Here is a 17353-nt window from a genome sequence, read left to right as displayed (position 1 = left end):
AGAGTGATATTTTTGGTGCATGAAATTGATGACAGACAAAATAGCGGTCGATCAGACGATAATAGCTGAGAGCGAGTGGAAAAGCACAATGCAATCGCATGAGAATGAGCTGGCGAAGCTGCTTGATCCCTATCTGAAAAAACGATCGATGCAGCAGAAAGATCCCGTTCTCGATTTTCTGTTTGAATACTACGCGTTTCGTCCATCTCATTTGAAACGCTGGTCGCCCGGTATTGGAGTATCTCTCGAAATAAGCGAGAATACTGAACTGCCCGAAGTTTCAGAGCTGACTGTTTCTGATCATCTCGCCTTTCTCGATCCCAAACATTTTCCAAAAAAGAGGCTTAAAGCTCTTCGATGGACACTTGAGCTGCTTAAAGAAAGCGCGGGTAAAAAACCGCTCTTCGGCTGTTTTGGTATGCACGAGTGGGCGATGGTATACCGCGCCGGAGAAGTTCGCCACGATCAAATTCCATTCCGGCTATCGGAGGAAGAAATTGCCCAATTTGTTGAGTCCCGTCCGCTGCTCTGCACTCATTTTGATGCGTTTCGATTCTTTACCGACAAAGCGAAACCGATGAACCGAAATGAGCTGAGCCGGGAGAAATTTCAGGAGATGGAACAGCCGGGCTGTCTGCACACCAATATGGATCTTTATAAGTGGGCGTTTAAACTCTATCCATGGATTTCAAGCGATGTGATTCGTGAAGCATTTTTCAATGCGGTTGAAACCCGAAAAGTGGATATGCAGGCGAGTCCGTACGATGCAAGAGAGTTTGGCCTGGAACCCATTAAAATTGAGACCGAGTCCGGAAGGGCTGAATACCTTGAACGGCAGATGGAGATTTATGAAAACTCAAAACCTGTTAGGGAAAGGGTGATTGAGGAATACGAAAAAGTTCTAAATACTGTGGGCTGATTGAATCACCACAAAAAATGGTGTCCTCGCAAAGTTACACTAAGGCTGCAGTTTTCATCCAAATTACTTCTTTAGAAGCCAATCCAGGTCATTTCTGTTTAACTCGCTTTGTGAAATTATCTCTCCTTCCTCAATATCCTTATCACTCATCTTCAGCATACGTTTCTGCTCTTCCGTTAATGGTACTTCATCTTCCTCCGAAATCGATGATTCCATTAGCCGATCAATCCGTTCAAGCAGTGATTCATTCTTGCTTGATAATATCTTATCGATAAGTCGGTGCTTGATCTCTTTTTCTGAATTCATAAGCAGATTTATAATGTTCACTTAATAAGCTAATAAAGTAAACGAATAATCCAATATTGGATTGTAATGTTTACGGGAAGCCACTTGAATATTTTTAAAAATCGCTGAATTCAATTTTCATCAGCATAAAAGTAGTTGGCAATAGCCGCAATTTGACACACGTTAAATACAAAACTATATTGCTACATGGATTACAGAAAAATCATCACAATTGAGCCTGATAAAAGAGGAGGAAAACCTTGCATTCGCGGTATGCGTATCACGGTGTACGATGTTTTAGAATATCTCGCATCCGGCATGACTGAAGATGAAATCATTCGTGATTTCCCTGATTTAACGAAAGAAGACATTCGGGCTTCTCTTGCTTTTGCTGCTGACCGCGAGCGACAACTAACCAAAGTCACTTCTTGAAACTATTATTCGACCAAAACTTATCTCATCGCTTGGTTGATAATTTATCCGACTTCTTCCCTGCAACGTCGGGATCCAAAGGTACTTGAAGTGTTCAGTACTTAAGAGATTTTATTCGTGACGCCAAAAAGGTATTCTCACAAAGTTACGCAGCGGTTTTTTTAATTTAAGCAGGGTATTAAACTGAGTTCGATTCATAAATCAAGTTCTTATAATTCCCTTTAAAAAAGGGGATTGAGGGAAATATTCATCAGAATGTGGTTAATAAAGGTGGACACCCCTCTAAATTTCGTTTCACGTGTCGCTAATGCTCGGAGCCCCTTAATAGGGGAGACTTTTGATTTCACTATTTTGAATCGAACTCAGATTATTGAAAAAACATCTCATCTACCCCGGAAACGAAATCTTCCCAAAATGGACATTCTGGTCTGAACCGTATTTTGTATTGAAATTGAATCCAAATCCGGCCAGGGTCTCGTTTGCCAGTACGGCAAAGATCACTGCCTCTTTTGCATCGGGTGAGAATCTCAGTTCCGTAAACGGCCGCACTTCAATTGGATCAAGGTAACTTTCTATTCTCTTCATCAGGTATCGATTATGAGCTCCTCCTCCGCTCGGATAGATCACCATCGGCAGGCCTTCAGGGGTGTGATTTTGAATACTCCCCGCAATTGTCCGGGCAGTCAGTTCTGTAACCGTAGCCACCATATCCTTATCAGAAATATCTGATCCTGAAAATCCGGCCATCTCCTCTTTCTCTTTAATCCATTTCAGGTTAAAATACTCCGGGCCGGTCGATTTTTCCTCCTCACTCTTGAACCATTCGTCCTTCAGCATCATCTTCAGCAGCGGCTTGATCACATTTCCGGAGGCCGCGATTTTCCCACCCTTATCGAATGGTTTATCGAACCTGGATTTCATTACGGCATCAATCAACGTGTTACCGGGGCCGGTATCTGTCGAAAATTTTTGCAAATCCTTCACTTCCGCTGCAGGCATAAACGTATAGTTCGCAATTCCTCCTATGTTCAATAGAATCCGGTGTTCTTTTCTGTCTGTAAATAACCACTCATCTACCAGCGGTGCCATGGGTGCACCCTCCCCGCCATAAGCCGTATGTTTCTGACGAAAATCGCTGATGGTAAGAATTCCGGTATTTACAGCAATATGATCCCCATCTCCGATCTGAAGGGTTGAATTCAATGGCGTATCACCTCCATTCAGGTCGCGATTGGGGAGATGATAAATAGTCTGGCCGTGACTCCCTATACAGTCTACTTTCTCCGGTTTGATATCCCACTCAAACAGAGCTTCTATAATCATATCAGCATGTAGCTGTCCCAGCCATGTGTGCACGTAACACAAATCCTTTAATGAAACCTGATCAACTGAAGTTACTTTGCGAAGCTTCTCTCTATCTTTTTTGAGGTACGGTTTTGTAATAAATTTCAAAAGACTCACCTCCGTCTCCTGTCCACTACCCTTGATCTCACAAAGTGCAATGTCCAATCCGTCCAGCGAAGTACCCGACATTAGACCAATAACCATTCGGGTTTCCTTCTCTGCAATTCGCGCTAATTTTTTAATGGATGGATTCATATTTTGAACTCATTGATAAATTTAAACTGTGTGACCGCGGTATCACTTCGCGGTTAATCTCTAAAATATAGATCGAAAGGAAAAGATGTCTGAACAAAATGAAGAAGAAGCTCTATCAGCATGGCAGGAAGATGTTGAATTTTTGGTCAACATCCTGAAAGAGAGTTTTGAATCGACCGATGTAAAGTATTCCGTTGATGAGCACAACAACGTTCTCTATGTGGAGCTGGAAGGATTGCAGGACTATTCCGATGATGAGATTGTTGAAATTGCGGAACCCATATTTGAAACTGCCGATCTCGATTTTGAAGACATTATACTTCTGCCTTTATCGTAAAATTTACAATACGTTGATAATAATAGCTGCTATTACACCTGTTAAAATCAGTGCAAGAACCAAAAGCAGACCGTCTCTGGCAATCAGTGCCAGGCCGAATACGGTTAGAGCGGCACCTGCTGCATTTGCGCTGAATGGTACAAGTTCCATGATGGGCATAACTGAAGCAATCATCAGGCACATAAAGGCGATTATATAAACGGCCGTATCTTTGACGAGCAATCTTAGCCTCGGCTTTAACAGCTTATCGATCCATCTTGCCGGTGACTGTAGCCACTCAATTCCTTTATTCATTTTTTTACCGGAAACAGATCGCTCAAGTAAAAACTTTGGCAGCCAAAAATGCTCCTTACCGAAAAGTAATTGAACTGAAAAGAGAAATACGATGGCTCCCAGAATCGTCGGTACACCCGGAATATCTCCAATGATCGGTGCAAGAGTTAAGAGCCCGGAAATTAATAACAGCGGTCCGTAAGAACGATCGCCCACCATATCGATGATCTCTCCTACTGAAACATCTTCATCATTTTGAGAGATTCCCTGAAGTCTGTCCAGCAGTTCCTGAAGAGATTGAAATTCATTTTGCTCAGTCATAGACGCCAAATCTATCAGAATCCTTTCACTAATGGAAACCTTTCTGAAACATTAGATGAGAAATTACCACGGTTTTCTGAAAAGAAATCAGCACTCACTCAAGCTGATCGGAATATTTACTGCCAGACCGCCGTCAGACGTTTCTTTGTACTTTGTGTTCATATCCTGAGCTGTCTCCCACATTGTTTTCACAACCGCGTCGAGGGGCACTCTTGCTTTATCGGGATCGCTGTGCAGGGCAAGCTGGGAAGCCGTAATTGCTTTGATCGCTCCCATGGTATTTCGTTCAATGCATGGCACCTGAACCAGTCCGCCAATCGGATCGCACGTCATTCCCAGATGGTGCTCCATCGCAATTTCTGCAGCCATCAGGCACTGGTCTACCGAACCCCCAAGTGATTCCGTCAAACCCGCAGCCGCCATTGCGGATGAAACTCCAATTTCAGCCTGACAGCCACCCATTGCTGCAGAAATCGTTGCCCGTTTTTTGAATATACTCCCGATTTCAGAAGCCGTCATCAAAAAATTACTGACCATATCTTTGCAATGATCCCGTTTAAAAGTCACCAGATACTGCAACACAGCCGGTATCACGCCTGCCGCCCCGTTAGTCGGGGCTGTTACCACACGACTGAATGATGCGTTTTCTTCATTCACGGCAAGAGCAAAACAGCTCACCCAGTCGAGGATATAGGCAAAATCGTCACCACCGTTCCGTATCGCCTCTCGCCACTCATGGTAGTCGTCGTAATTCTGTTGATTCAGAAGCCGCTTATTCAAAATGGAAGCACGTCGCATCACCTGGAGGCCGCCCGGAAGATAGCCTTCTGTATGACAACCACGATAGATGCATGTGCACATGACCTCCCAGATTTTCAGAACAGCTTCATTCGTCTCTTCTTCAGACCGCCATTGATTCTCGTTCAGAGCCACGACTCCGGAAATAGGCAATCCTGTTTCTTTACAAGCCGCTTTCAGATCTGCAGCCGAATTGATTGGATAGGGCAGTGGAATATCATCCGTTTCAGAACGATCCTCTTCACCCTCCTTCACTACAAATCCGCCGCCTACCGAGAAGTAGGTCTCTTTCTCCAAAGTGGTATCCTTAAATCTGCACAGAAAAGTAAGGGCGTTGGGATGAAAATCCTTGATCTCATCCCGCAAAAAGTGAATGTGGTTCTCCGGATTGAAGTCGATCCATCCTTTACCTCCAAAGTTGAGTCTCTTCTCTTGACGAATTTTCTCGATTGTCGGATCGATCTGATCCACTTCAAACTCCACGGGATCTTTCCCGCTCAGCCCCAAAAGCAGAGCGATGTCCGTACCGTGGCCCATGCCCGTTTTTGCCAGCGATCCAAAAAGCTGAACTTCAAGGTGTTCAATATCCTCTACTCTATCACCAATCACATCAATAAAACGCTGTGCGGCTTTCCACGGACCCAATGTGTGAGAGCTGCTCGGTCCGATCCCGATTTTAAACATGTCCAGTACTGAAATGGACTCCATAGTGGTAGACAATTAAATTCCAAAACATAGCGTGCGGGTTGAAAATAACTCCTTTTCAGCCATTCTCCATACCGCATTTTAGCACATGAAGTTAACGATTTTAAAACCGTAAAATTCTGATAACTGGATTATGGAATCGTTAAGCTTTTAATCCAGGCAGCCTTCAGTCCGGCGGGTGTCCACAATAGAAAATATCTTCCACTCGCCGGCTTTTCGAATCAGGTTCATGCTGTTTACTCCGCAGTGGCTGAATTCCACTCCGCGATAGAAGTGGTAGTCCATCCAGGCGGTCGCCAGGTCTCCATCTACATTTACCGAGATATAGAGGATCTCTTCAATTAAGGTGCCCGGCTCAGATCCGGCTACGGATTCGATGAATCCATTTGATGTCGGTCTCATCCAGTACAGTCCCCGCTTCTGAAGATTTTACCGTGTGCAGCGTTGCATTTTCGTCCAATACCGAGCGTAAAACATCACCGTCCGCCGCTTCCATACCTTCAAAAAGAGTAAAAATTACCTCACGCACGTCATCAGACTCCGACATAGATTCTGAAAGTGTTTGAGCCATAATTGGAGATGTAATGAGCAAAATCAGTAACAACCACGTGAGCTTTTTCATACCGGTATAATTTTTGTTTTTCCTTCAAATTCATTGAAATCTACTCCAAATGTACAAATCGACCACATAATTTATAAGTAATCAGAAAATTAATTTGCTTGAATTATAGTGTATTAGTATACTGGTACAGTAATAAACAAATAACTGACTATGATAAATATCAAAAACCTCTCATTCGCATTTAAAAAAGGCGAACCTTTGTTCAGTAATCTGAACTGGTCTCTTGAACCCGGAAAAACTTATGGGCTTCTCGGGCTGAACGGTGCCGGTAAAACATCACTATTCAATATTATTTCGGGCATGCTCTTTCCCAAAGACGGTGAGTGCACCTTTGAGGGTGAACCTGTCCGTAGCCGGTCTCCGCAATTTTTGAGTGAACTCTTTATCGTCCCCGAGCAGTTTGAGCTACCTGCAGTGACCGGAAATAAATACGTTGAACTTCATGCGCCTTTCTACCCAAGGTTTGATGAGAAGCTCCTGGAGAGAGCACTGTCTGAACTCCAGGTCAATTCAAAAAAGAAGATCTCTGAGCTCTCCTTCGGTCAGCAGAAGAAGTTTCTGCTATCCTTCGCATTGGCGACCAACACCAAACTGCTTCTGCTGGATGAGCCGACCAATGGCATGGACATTCCTTCAAAAAGTCAGTTCAGAAAGTTACAGGCATCGCTGGATCAACAGGATCGCTGCACCGTAATCTCCACTCATCAGGTGCGGGACCTCGGCTCGATGCTCGATCACGTCACGATTTTGAAAGATGGCAAAATCATCTTCAATCGTTCACTTGATGAAATTTTTGAGCATCTCTCCTTTATCAAAACGGAACCGGATGAGTCAGAAGATTACATCTATGCTGAGGAAATTCTGGGCGGTCTCCACACCATTCAGTCATTCAAGGATGGGGTCAGAAACGACTTCGATCTGGAGCTTCTGTTTAACGGAGTGATACAGCAGCCGGATCAAATTAATCAACAGTTTAAAGGAGAGAAAGCATGAACACGATCAAACAAGTAAGCGGATTTTCGAAAGAGCGATTTTTCCAGGTTGTAAAACGTCTATGGATACTAAACCAAAAAAAATGGCTGATTGGATTTGCAGGTGGAATTGGAATTCTGGTCCTCATCTATTTGATAAATTCTTTCGGAAATTTTTCCCACATGGCGTCTTCAACAAGCTCATTCACAGGTGTTGCCGTTGTCGGCTTGGGATTGACACTCTACAAATACGGGGGGTATTTTCTCACATCCGGTATTTTCAACGAATTGGGCAAAAAAAGTTCAGCTTCCCAAATGCTTACACTTCCTGCCAGCACACTGGAAAAGTTTCTGGCCGGCTGGTTTCTGACCTACTTTCTCTATACGGTAGTAGTGGTTGGCCTTCTCTATATCGTTGGAATTGTACTCGGAATCAATCCAATTCTTACTTCACAGCAACTCTCTGATCCTGTAGTCAATATGTCCAATGTCTATTTTTTGGATGCATTTTTTACATTCACAGCTTTTCACAGTGTGTTTTTCCTTGGCTCCATTTACTTTGATGGAAACAACTTTCTAAAAACACTTTTGGCAATTGTTGTCTCTTTTATAATCATCGGAATAATAGCAGTCATATTCCTAACAGCGTATCCGGGTGGTCCCGATGGAGTGGTTAACTTTTCATTCAGTATGGGATTTGACCCCACAAATATTGTAATGACGGCGGCTTTGTTAAAATTAGGTGTTGCTGTTCTGTTTCTCTTCCTCTCCTACCGTCAACTTCAAAACCGGCAGATTGCGTGATGGATTACTCAGAAAACCGCCCAATTTATATGCAGATTGTCGATCACTTCTGTGATCAGATTCTGCGAAAGAAATGGACAGCCGGTGACCGAATTCCATCGGTTCGAGAAATCGCCGTAAAGATGGAAGTAAATCCCAACACGGCCATTCGCGCCTTTCACTATCTACAGGATGAAGGGATTTTATATAACGAACGTGGCGTGGGGTATTTTGTATCTGACAATGCGTTTGAACTTGTAATCAGCCTCAAACGTGAGGAGTTCATTAAAAATAAACTCCCGGGTTTTTACAACGACATGAAACTGCTGGGATTCAGCTGTTCAGATCTGGATGAACTTTATAGTGAGCATCATGGCGAAGGGTGAAGTGTACAACGGGTCGCCTGACCCGTTGAATCTGAACCATAAACAGAAAACATCTAAGACATTCAACCCTCCAAGTTCGGAAGCCTTGGAGATTTTAAGAGAGTTTAATTTCATACACTTTTACATCTTTCCTGCTAATACTAATGCATGCGTTCTTGTTTTTTTAACCGCAGCCATTATATTGTCAACTTAGCTCAAAACCTATCACGCTGAAACCAACCTTCTTATGAGACAAGTGCTATTATTACTTCCACTTTTAATTTTGGCTTATACAACCGCGCCCCTTCAAGCCCAGACCACTGCCGACGGTGAATCGGAAGCGATGCAGGGATTCGCCCGATCCGTTGAAATTCTGGACGGCAAAGTTCTGATTGGGGAACCCGCCAACTATCACCAGCCGGGCATTGTTTATGAATTTTCTAAAAACGGTTCTGCCTGGGAGCAGTCAGCAATGCTATCAGCGTCAGACGGTGAAATCGGAAACAGTTTTGGTGCTTCCTTTTCAGCAGATGGAAATATGATGCTTATCGGAGCCCCCGGTACAAACGATAATCGTGGTGCTGCCTACATGTTCGAGATGAACAGCAATGGCGAATGGACAGAAACGGCTCAGCTTTCGTTGGCTGATACCGCCCAAACCGGCTTCGGGAACAGTGTTCTTGTTAATGGCGATCACGCATTTGTAAGTGCACCGGGTCATGACGATGGCGCCGGAGCGGTTATTGTATATCGCAGATCCAACGGAGAGTGGAGTGAAACCGTAACGCTGGCGAATCCCGACAGCTCAGGATCAAATTTTGGATCAACTCTTGCCCTGGATGGCAATCATCTTGCTGTTGGCGCACCACAGCGACAGGGTGGTAATGTATTTGTTTTTGAAAATGACGGTTCTGACTGGAACCATACCGCAACTCTCGATAGCCGTCAGGCAGATGAACGAAGCTTTTTTGGATCATCACTGAAAGTCAGGGAAAATCAGATTTTTGCAGGTGCACCCCGACACGACTCAGGCTCGGGAGCAGTCATTGTTTTTACGAAAGATGAGGAATCAGGCGAATGGGAAGAGAGCAGCCGGCTGGTTGCCTTCGACAGCCAAAGCCGTTATGCATTTGGTAGCGCCATCGAATTTTCCGGAGAATCCGTTTGGATCGGTGCTCCTAACTCAGACAGCGGTGCCGGTGCAATTTACCGTTTTACAAAAGATGAAAATGGAAACTGGAGCAGCTCATCCAAGATGCGATCAGACCGTGGCGAAGGCGAACAGTTTGCCGGAACCCTGGCCGTTGATGGTAACCTTGCCGTTGTTGGACTTACAGGAACCGATTTTGGTGCCGGCTCGGCCGCTATCATGGAACGCGACGATTCCGGAATGTGGGTCACACAGGAAATTCTTGTTGGAGAAGGCGACGATGTCCTTCAGCCGATTACCGGAAATCGTGTAAACTGCAGCGATGGAATGGCTGACCTGTATCTCTGCGAAAACGTAGATTTAATATCATTTCTGCCCATCAGCGCTATTGGAGGAGATCGCGGAGTACGGCTTAACGACATGTGGGGCTGGACCGATCCTGAAACAGATAAGAATTATGCGATAGTGGGTCGTAACGAAGGAACTTCTTTTGTAGATGTAACCGACCCGCTGAACCCTGTTTACATTGGTAATCTGCCACTCACCGACGGTGCTCAGCCCAGCAGCTGGCGCGATATGAAAGTGTATAAAAACCACGTTTATGTAGTTTCCGATAACGCCCGCGAACACGGTATGCAGGTTCTTGATTTGACACAACTCCGTGATTTTGACGGCGAGCCGATTCTTTTTGAGGAGACTACGATTTATGATAATGTAAACAGCGTTCACAACATTGTGATTAACGAAGAGACCGGATACGCATTTGCTGTAGGTAGCGGCGGTGGCGGTGAAACCTGCGGTGGCGGTTTACATATGATCGACATCCGGGATCCTGCCAACCCAACCTTCGCCGGCTGTTTTGCCGATCCTTCAACAGGAAGAAGTGGAACCGGCTATATTCACGATGCGCAGTGTGTAACCTATACGGGTCCCGATGAAGAGCATCAGGGACAGGAAGTTTGCTTTGGAGCGAACGAAACGGCCATCAGTATTGCCGACGTGACAGACAAAGAGAATCCTGTTGCACTGTCTACGGCTTCTTATCCCGATCACGCCTATGTACACCAGGGATGGCTGACGGAAGATCAGCGTTATTTCTTTCAGAATGACGAACTTGATGAATTGACCGGTATCGTAGACCGTACCCGAACCATCATTTGGGACGTGAGTGACCTGGATGATCCGCAGTTTGTTCGCGAGTTTTACCTGGATAACCCGGCTTCCGATCACAACCTCTACATCCTGGGTAACACAATGTATCAGTCTAATTACGTGAGCGGACTTCAGGTGATTGATATTTCAAATCCGGAAGAGCCGGAGCACGTTGGGTATTTTGATACACATCCGTTTGTAGAAAATGCTGCCGGATTTTCCGGAACATGGAGCAACTTTCCATACTTCGACGATATTGTATTGATGACAAGCTCCAACGAAGGGCTCTTCATCCTGGACGCAAACCGGGACTAACCGCCTGAGATATGCAATAATTTTGGCAACGTTTAGTTTTCCATTCGGAACTGCTTGACGTTGCCTTTTTTTATTTCAACTGTAATTTCCATTTAACGATACGTGAGAAACATGAACCGTTTATCTTTTTTATTGCTACTGTCCGGCTTGGTCTCTCTTCTGCTTTTGATTAGCACGGAGACCATGGCTCAAACCGGTGAATCTCCTCAATATATTTATGTATGTAATCAGGGATCGGCAAGCGTAACCGTTATAGATGCCTCCACCCAAACCATCAGTGAGACCGTGGATCTTCAGGAGCTTGGATTTTCTGAAAATGCCAAACCTCACCACGTCGTAGCTGAACCGGACGGCTCCTTCTGGTATGTAACCCTGATCGGGGAAAACAGCGTACTCAAATTTAACCGTGCCAATGAACTGGTCGGTCAGGCAGCATTGGAAGTTCCCGGGCTTCTGGCGCTGCATCCGGAGGATGATCTGTTATTCGTTGGGCGATCCATGAGTGCGGTAAATCCGCCGCAGAGTTTTGGGGTGGTTAATCGCTCGAGCATGGACGTTCTGGACGAAATTGACCTGTTTTTCACCCGGCCTCACGCACTCACAACTTCCGCTGATGGAAGCTGGACGTTTGTAGGCAGTCTGTCTGAAAACCCGATACTGTCTTATAATCTTGAAAACGACGAATCGAACCTGACGAACGTTGCCGGAGATACTCACGTGTTTGTAAACTTTGCGGTTCACCCCGATGGAAATACCATGGTGGCAACCGGACAGATATCGGGTCAGCTACTCGTGTTCGATATCAGCGATCCGATGAATCCTAAGCTAACAGATATGATTGAAACGGAAGCTATGCCCTGGCATCCCGTATTCTCACCTGATGGCAAGTACGTCTATTTCGGAAATAAACAGGATCACTCGGTCTCCGTTGTAAACATGGAAACCCGCACGCTTGAAGACGTTATCAGAGGCGAAGGCCTTGCCCAGCCACACGGGGCAGCACTATCCCGCGATGGCAAGTATCTTTTCATTTCAAATAATAACCTGGACGGTACATACAGCCCGGAAGGATCGTCGTCGGAAAATCCCGTGGGAACCGTCACCGTAATCAATACCGAAACGCGGGAAATAGAAAAGGTTATTGAAGTCGGTCATTATCCCTCAGGTGTTGGAACCAATGCATGGTAAGTTTCACAAACTAATAAGCTATTTATGATGTTCGACCGATTTTTATTTCCGGCCGTTGTTCTGATTCTGTCACTTCTTGCGGGCTGCACCTCCCTAAAGCCTTCAGGTGATGATTCAACATCACAATCCTACGTGAAGAAGGTCAATCCATTCCCTGTGTTTGATGAGAACGGAGAAAGGTTTGATTTTCCGTTTCTGGGAGGTTTTAACGCGCCGCGGCCGCAGTTTGTGGATATTGACAACGACGGCTATCCGGAGCTGTTTGTTCAGGAAAACACGGATGATCTTAAATTTTTTGACCACAACGGCTGGAATTCAGAAAATCAACTGACCTGGGTTACCGATAAATTTCAGGACCTGGATATCGGTGAATGGTTCCGTTTTGTAGATCTCGATCTGGATGGTGATATGGATCTTCTCACCGAGCAACCCTACAGCTACGTTCGCTATTACCAAAACGACGGATCGGCAAATAATCCACGGTTTGAGCTGGCGGCCGATACGCTCAAAGATGTGAACGGTAAACCCATTTTTTCCGACCGGCAGAATATTCCAAACGTGACCGATATAGACAGTGACGGACACTTGGATCTCATGATCGGCCACCTCGACGGAACCGTCACACGATACGAGTCCACCGGCCTTGATGAAAATGAAATTCCAATGTTTAAACTGGTTACCGAGAAGTTTGAGAACATCGAAATTGTAAAACAGTTTGGATCCCTGCATGGTGCGAACACCATGGCGTTCATGGATATTGACGGGGACGGTGATCAGGATATTTTCTGGGGTGATTTTTTCGAACCGAGTATTCTCCTGCTTGAAAATCGCGGAACTCCCGAAAACCCGGATTTCCGTGGCGAGCCGGAACCTTTTCCGCCAAATGATCCCGTTCAAACCAGCGGCTACAACGCCCCTACCCTTACCCCATGGGGCGAAGACGGAAATATTGCCCTTTTCCTCGGCGTGCTGGGCGGTGCCTACAATGCCAATCAAACCCTTGCCGACAATTTCTACTTTTACAGCCGGGACAATACCGGCAACTTTTCACTCCAAACCAAACGATTTCTCAGCACTCTTGATGTAGGGAATGAAAGTATTGTTACTACGGGTGACCTAAATGGAAACGGTAAAAAAGATCTGCTGCTGGCAAACAAAATAGATCCCGGTGAACGTAATTCGTCGTTGGTATACATCTATGAAAACCGTGGAACAGCAACTGCACCGGAGTTTCATATGAACGGCACGCTCGATCTGCCGGATGCCTATCACTATGCACCTGTATTGGCTGACCTGGACGGTGACGGACTCGATGACCTCCTGCTTGGACGATGGCGTGGCGGCGTAGCCTATTATCGAAACACAGGGGATGGATTTGAACTTGTGGATGAAACTCTGTTGGAGCTGTCCCGCGGCAGCAACGCCACTCCAGCCCTTGCAGATCTGGATGGAGACGGGGATTTTGATCTTCTGCTCGGCTCGTCAGGCGGCAGGGTTTTTTACTACAGAAATGAAGGCACCCCATCCGAACCGGATTTTCAGTTGGTGGACGACGCCTTTCCCGGAGTTGAAGTTCAGCACCGAAGTATTCCTGCATTTTATGATATAGACGGTGACGGAGATCAGGACCTTTTCTTAGGTTCCAAAGTGGAAGGCATTGTGTTTTTCAGAAATACCGGCACCCCGCAACAGCCTGAATTCAGTAAGGAACTCCTCCCGGTTTCGTTTGATGTGACCCAGTTCTCAGCGCCACATTTTGCAGATCTGGATGGGGACGGCGTTGCTGAATTTCTCTCCGGAAACAAGGAAGGCGGAGTGTTTTATTTTTCAGTTGAATAATTATCTCAATTAGCACTTCAGAGATGGTATTTATTATCTAGCTCTGTACCAGATACAACCTTTGGAGATCCCAAATTAACCGAGAGTTTGAAAGATTGCCACGGCTCATCTTTTGACACGAAGCGAAACACGAAAACTCAGTGCCCTTCCGTGTTTCCGTGTTTCCGTGGCAAAAATATATATAGAACCGCTCATTGGATTAGTCGTTTTAACACAATCGTAAGCATACTTGCGAAGCGGTAAAAAGAAATAGCGGTATCAAAAAGTCGAACTTATCGATCCGATTCATCAACAGAAATGATCTCCTTATAAAACTGAATAGCTTTGAGTTCTGAACAGATGGGCTTCACCATCCCATACAGGTTGCTTTACTTCCCAAAAATCCCATTATTAGAATAGAAGCACTATTCCAATCTAATTAAAATCAGGAAATCAAAATGTCATGAGTGAACACGATCAAGATTTTGGACATAACAAAGAGAATGAACCGGAAATCTGGGATGAGCATCGCTGGGAGGAATTTTTTAAAGAATCAGATAAACGAACAGACAAATACATTCAGCTACTCGATAAGTATATGGATCATCCCGATCGCGACAGGATCATCGCCGAGGAGATGGGATGGGATCATCTCCTTGATGAAAACGATGATGAGACAGATGAGTGGAATGATGAATTTATCATGGACGATTTTGAAGAAGGCGAAGGCTGGAAAGAATTGACCGGCTACGAACCTACTGATTTTGACAGTTTTGAAAATCTGCCACTCTATCAAAAAGCGCATGAATTCACAGTAGATTCCATAAAAATGGTTAACGCCCGCTTTCCTGATCGGGATGATGAATCCATAAGAACTTTTGCCCGAAATGTTACCATCCCGGCCGCCAAAATTGCAGGTGGATTCGGTTTTGGATTTGAACCGGATAGCATCGGCGGGAACATCGCCAACTGCAAGCGCGGACTCAATGCGGCCAACAAAGTGCTAAATGCTCTTTATGAAATAGGTGAAAAAGAGTTCTTGGACCGTGAGATCTACCTCGATTACTACGAACGCGCCAAAGAGATCCGTGATGAACTGGCGATCTATATTGTAGAACTGCGGGAGCGATTTAAAAGGGGATTGCCTTGAGACCTGAGAAAGGTCCATCGTTTAATAAATACAATCATTGGGAGTTCCTATTTAACTGAGAGTTTAAAAGAATGCCACGGAAGCACGGAAATGCACGGAAATTTCCGTGTTTCCGTGGCAAAAAAATTATGACCTGGTCTATGGATTTGCCGTTTCATCCACAGAAAAGATCTCCTTATGAAACTGAATATCATACAGTCGCCTGTATAGCCCGTTTTGATCCAGCAGCTCCTGGTGGGTTCCCTTCTCCAGAATCCGGCCATTCTCCATCACCAGAATGGTCGTCGCATTTTGTATGGTCGAAAGCCGGTGGGCGATTACAAACGTGGTACAGCTTTTCATCAGATGGTTCAGTGCAACCTGAACAGCCGCCTCTGATTCAGAATCAAGTGATGACGTGGCTTCATCAAGCAGTAAAATGTTGGGTTCCTTTAAAATCGCTCTCGCAATGGCCACACGCTGGCGCTGTCCACCACTGAGTTTAATGCCGCGCTCCCCGACCAAAGCATCATATCCATCCGGATGCTCCATGATGAAATCGTGTGCCTGGGCAAATCTCCCTGCCTCTTCCACTTCCCGATCCGTAGCATCCAACCTGCCATACCTGATGTTTTCCCGAATAGTGCTTCCAAATAGCTGAATATCCTGTGGAACAACCGCAATCTGATTTCTCAGAGACTGCTGCGTAACTGTGGAAATATCAGTCCCGTCAAACCGGATGGTTCCTTCCTGCACATCATAAAATCGTGGGATGAGTTTCAAAAGCGTTGTTTTTCCGGCACCGCTTGGCCCTACAAGCGCAACTATATCTCCCGGCTCGCACGAAAAACTGATATCGCGAAGCACCGGCTGATTATCCTCGTAGTGAAAGGATACATTTTCGAAAGAAACGGCTCCGTCCACTTCATCCATCTCCACCGCGTCGGGATGATCTTCAACTCCGGGCTTCTCTTCAAGCAGGCCAAAGATGCGCTCCGATGCACCTACTGCGCTGCTAAATACCGTATAAACCCTTGACATACCACCCATCGACCGCCCAATGTTGAAAGCAAAAAAGATGAACGCGACCAGATCTCCGGCCGATAGTCTGCCGGCCAGCACCTCGGTTCCGCCATACCAGAAAATGACGATCATTGTGCTCATAAATACAACGCCTACCGATGACCAGAACAGATTGCTAAACAGCACTTTTTTCCGGGACGTATCGAAAAGAGTATCAACACCGGAGTTATACCGGCCGATTTCATACGGTTCTCGTGCAAATGATTTGACGGACTCAATCGCTCCCAGTGTCTCTTCAGCAATCGCTGTGGTATCTGCCAGGCGGTCCTGCACCTCTCTGGATAACTTTCTTATCAACTGCCCAAAATAGCGAACCGCCAGCGTGATAACGGGCACGGTGATGAAAATGATCAGGCTGAGTCTCCAGTTGAGGTAGACCATCAATATGACCGAACCCACCAGATTTATACTCTGAGTCAGTCCTTCAGAAAGCGTACCCGTAACGGCGTCGCGAATGGCGGCCACATCATTTGTGAGGCGAGAGGTAATTTCACCCAGCCGCTGGTTAGAGTAGAATTTGAGGCTTAAACGGTTCAGGTGTTCATACAGATTCTTGCGCAGGTCGGCGACAATTTTTTCACCGATCCAGTCGAGCGAGTAGCTGCCCCAAAATCCAAGTAGTGCCTGCGAAATGAAGAGTCCCATCAGTACCAGCGTAACCCGGTTTAGAAGGGCCATATCTCCATCATCAAATACGGCATCCAGCAGCTCGCGCAAACCCAGAGGCACAGCCAGCCAGACAAGCGTAGCCAAGACTGACGCTATTAACGCAACAATCAGCTTCTTTTTATATGGCTTGACATACGCCAGAATTTTCATGTACTGACGAAAAGAGGATCGATCGATTTTCAATGGATTGGTTTAAGTTGTTAGTTGCTGTAGCTGAAGGTAAAACCTGCAGAAAGTGATCAACGTTCTCCGGGGCTGTTAGTTATAATCTAAATACACTTCGGATTTATATATCAAACATCATCCGTTTTTATTCCTTCTGCATCTCTCGCTGCAATATTTCACATTTTCCCAGTCTCGCTCCCACTTCTTCCGCCACGTAAACGGGCGTTTGCACACCGGACAAATTTTTGTAGGTAAATTCTTCTTCGACATTCTT

The 17353-nt window shown here is 45.5% G+C and carries 18 protein-coding genes; 10 read left to right on the top strand and 8 right to left on the bottom strand.

Annotated elements, in window-relative coordinates; translation table 11 throughout:
* Nucleotides 1-28: 28 nt before the first annotated feature.
* The gene (locus tag U5K35_RS08970) at nt 29-919 is read left to right on the top strand and encodes a 3-methyladenine DNA glycosylase (RefSeq protein ID WP_322571120.1); all 891 of its coding nucleotides are present in this window, start codon (nt 29-31) and stop codon (nt 917-919) included.
* A gap of 63 nt (nt 920-982) precedes the next feature.
* On the opposite strand, the gene U5K35_RS08965 is transcribed toward U5K35_RS08970, so the two are convergent.
* The gene (locus U5K35_RS08965; RefSeq protein WP_322571119.1) at nt 983-1225 is read right to left on the bottom strand and encodes a hypothetical protein; all 243 of its coding nucleotides are present in this window, start codon (nt 1223-1225) and stop codon (nt 983-985) included.
* Between the two features lie 186 nt (nt 1226-1411).
* Between U5K35_RS08965 and U5K35_RS08960 the strand changes: the two genes are divergently transcribed.
* Nucleotides 1412-1636 carry a DUF433 domain-containing protein gene (locus tag U5K35_RS08960; RefSeq protein WP_322571118.1) on the top strand — a complete coding sequence of 75 codons (225 nt, stop codon included), beginning with the start codon at nt 1412-1414 and terminating at the stop codon, nt 1634-1636.
* A gap of 387 nt (nt 1637-2023) precedes the next feature.
* Here the strand turns inward: U5K35_RS08960 and U5K35_RS08955 are convergent, their stop codons facing one another.
* Nucleotides 2024-3235 carry an anhydro-N-acetylmuramic acid kinase gene (locus U5K35_RS08955; protein ID WP_322571117.1) on the bottom strand — a complete coding sequence of 404 codons (1212 nt, stop codon included), beginning with the start codon at nt 3233-3235 and terminating at the stop codon, nt 2024-2026.
* A gap of 85 nt (nt 3236-3320) precedes the next feature.
* Here U5K35_RS08955 and U5K35_RS08950 point away from each other — a divergent pair, with 85 nt between their 5' ends.
* Nucleotides 3321-3572 carry a hypothetical protein gene (locus U5K35_RS08950; RefSeq protein ID WP_322571116.1) on the top strand — a complete coding sequence of 84 codons (252 nt, stop codon included), beginning with the start codon at nt 3321-3323 and terminating at the stop codon, nt 3570-3572.
* A 3-nt stretch (nt 3573-3575) separates the two neighbouring features.
* Here U5K35_RS08950 and U5K35_RS08945 read toward each other — a convergent pair whose 3' ends face one another.
* The 4 genes from U5K35_RS08945 to U5K35_RS08930 form a co-directional block, all read right to left on the bottom strand.
* Nucleotides 3576-4166, bottom strand: coding sequence for an exopolysaccharide biosynthesis protein (locus tag U5K35_RS08945; protein ID WP_322571115.1), 591 nt, complete (start codon nt 4164-4166; stop codon nt 3576-3578).
* An 87-nt stretch (nt 4167-4253) separates the two neighbouring features.
* Complete coding sequence (locus tag U5K35_RS08940; protein ID WP_322571114.1) at nt 4254-5672, bottom strand: L-serine ammonia-lyase; 1419 nt, start codon at nt 5670-5672, stop codon at nt 4254-4256.
* A gap of 147 nt (nt 5673-5819) precedes the next feature.
* On the bottom strand, nt 5820-6071 hold the full coding sequence (locus U5K35_RS08935) for a hypothetical protein (RefSeq protein WP_322571113.1): 252 nt from the start codon (nt 6069-6071) through the stop codon (nt 5820-5822).
* Nucleotides 6025-6291: a hypothetical protein gene (locus U5K35_RS08930; RefSeq protein ID WP_322571112.1), complete on the bottom strand. Its 267-nt coding sequence runs from the start codon at nt 6289-6291 to the stop codon at nt 6025-6027. Before U5K35_RS08930 ends, U5K35_RS08935 begins: the two co-directional genes overlap by 47 nt.
* Before the next feature lie 150 nt (nt 6292-6441).
* Here U5K35_RS08930 and U5K35_RS08925 point away from each other — a divergent pair, with 150 nt between their 5' ends.
* The 7 genes from U5K35_RS08925 (at nt 6442) to U5K35_RS08895 (ending at nt 15183) form a co-directional block, all read left to right on the top strand.
* Nucleotides 6442-7284 (top strand): ABC transporter ATP-binding protein, encoded by an 843-nt coding sequence (locus U5K35_RS08925; RefSeq protein ID WP_322571111.1) that lies wholly within the window; start codon nt 6442-6444, stop codon nt 7282-7284.
* Nucleotides 7281-8066, top strand: coding sequence for a hypothetical protein (locus U5K35_RS08920; RefSeq protein ID WP_322571110.1), 786 nt, complete (start codon nt 7281-7283; stop codon nt 8064-8066). The genes U5K35_RS08925 and U5K35_RS08920 overlap by 4 nt, the downstream gene beginning before the upstream one ends.
* On the top strand, nt 8066-8431 hold the full coding sequence (locus U5K35_RS08915; protein WP_322571109.1) for a GntR family transcriptional regulator: 366 nt from the start codon (nt 8066-8068) through the stop codon (nt 8429-8431). Before U5K35_RS08920 ends, U5K35_RS08915 begins: the two co-directional genes overlap by 1 nt.
* Before the next feature lie 226 nt (nt 8432-8657).
* Entirely contained in the window at nt 8658-11027 is a 2370-nt protein-coding gene (locus tag U5K35_RS08910; RefSeq protein ID WP_322571108.1) for a choice-of-anchor B family protein, read from the top strand.
* Between the two features lie 111 nt (nt 11028-11138).
* Complete coding sequence (locus tag U5K35_RS08905) at nt 11139-12215, top strand: beta-propeller fold lactonase family protein (RefSeq protein ID WP_322571107.1); 1077 nt, start codon at nt 11139-11141, stop codon at nt 12213-12215.
* Between the two features lie 24 nt (nt 12216-12239).
* Nucleotides 12240-14054, top strand: coding sequence for an FG-GAP repeat domain-containing protein (locus U5K35_RS08900; RefSeq protein ID WP_322571106.1), 1815 nt, complete (start codon nt 12240-12242; stop codon nt 14052-14054).
* Nucleotides 14055-14496: 442 nt separating this feature from the next.
* Nucleotides 14497-15183, top strand: a complete 687-nt coding sequence (locus U5K35_RS08895) for a hypothetical protein (protein ID WP_322571105.1) — start codon at nt 14497-14499, stop codon at nt 15181-15183.
* Nucleotides 15184-15321: 138 nt separating this feature from the next.
* On the opposite strand, the gene U5K35_RS08890 is transcribed toward U5K35_RS08895, so the two are convergent.
* Complete coding sequence (locus tag U5K35_RS08890; RefSeq protein ID WP_322571104.1) at nt 15322-17097, bottom strand: ABC transporter ATP-binding protein; 1776 nt, start codon at nt 17095-17097, stop codon at nt 15322-15324.
* A gap of 117 nt (nt 17098-17214) precedes the next feature.
* Nucleotides 17215-17349: a DUF2256 domain-containing protein gene (locus U5K35_RS08885; protein ID WP_416221608.1), complete on the bottom strand. Its 135-nt coding sequence runs from the start codon at nt 17347-17349 to the stop codon at nt 17215-17217.
* Nucleotides 17350-17353 lie beyond the last annotated feature (4 nt).

The organism is Rhodohalobacter sp. (assembly GCF_034521535.1).
GTDB lineage: Bacteria > Bacteroidota > Rhodothermia > Balneolales > Balneolaceae > Rhodohalobacter.
Note: the sequence above shows the minus strand (reverse complement) of the source record. Positions and strands in the feature narration are given on the sequence as shown.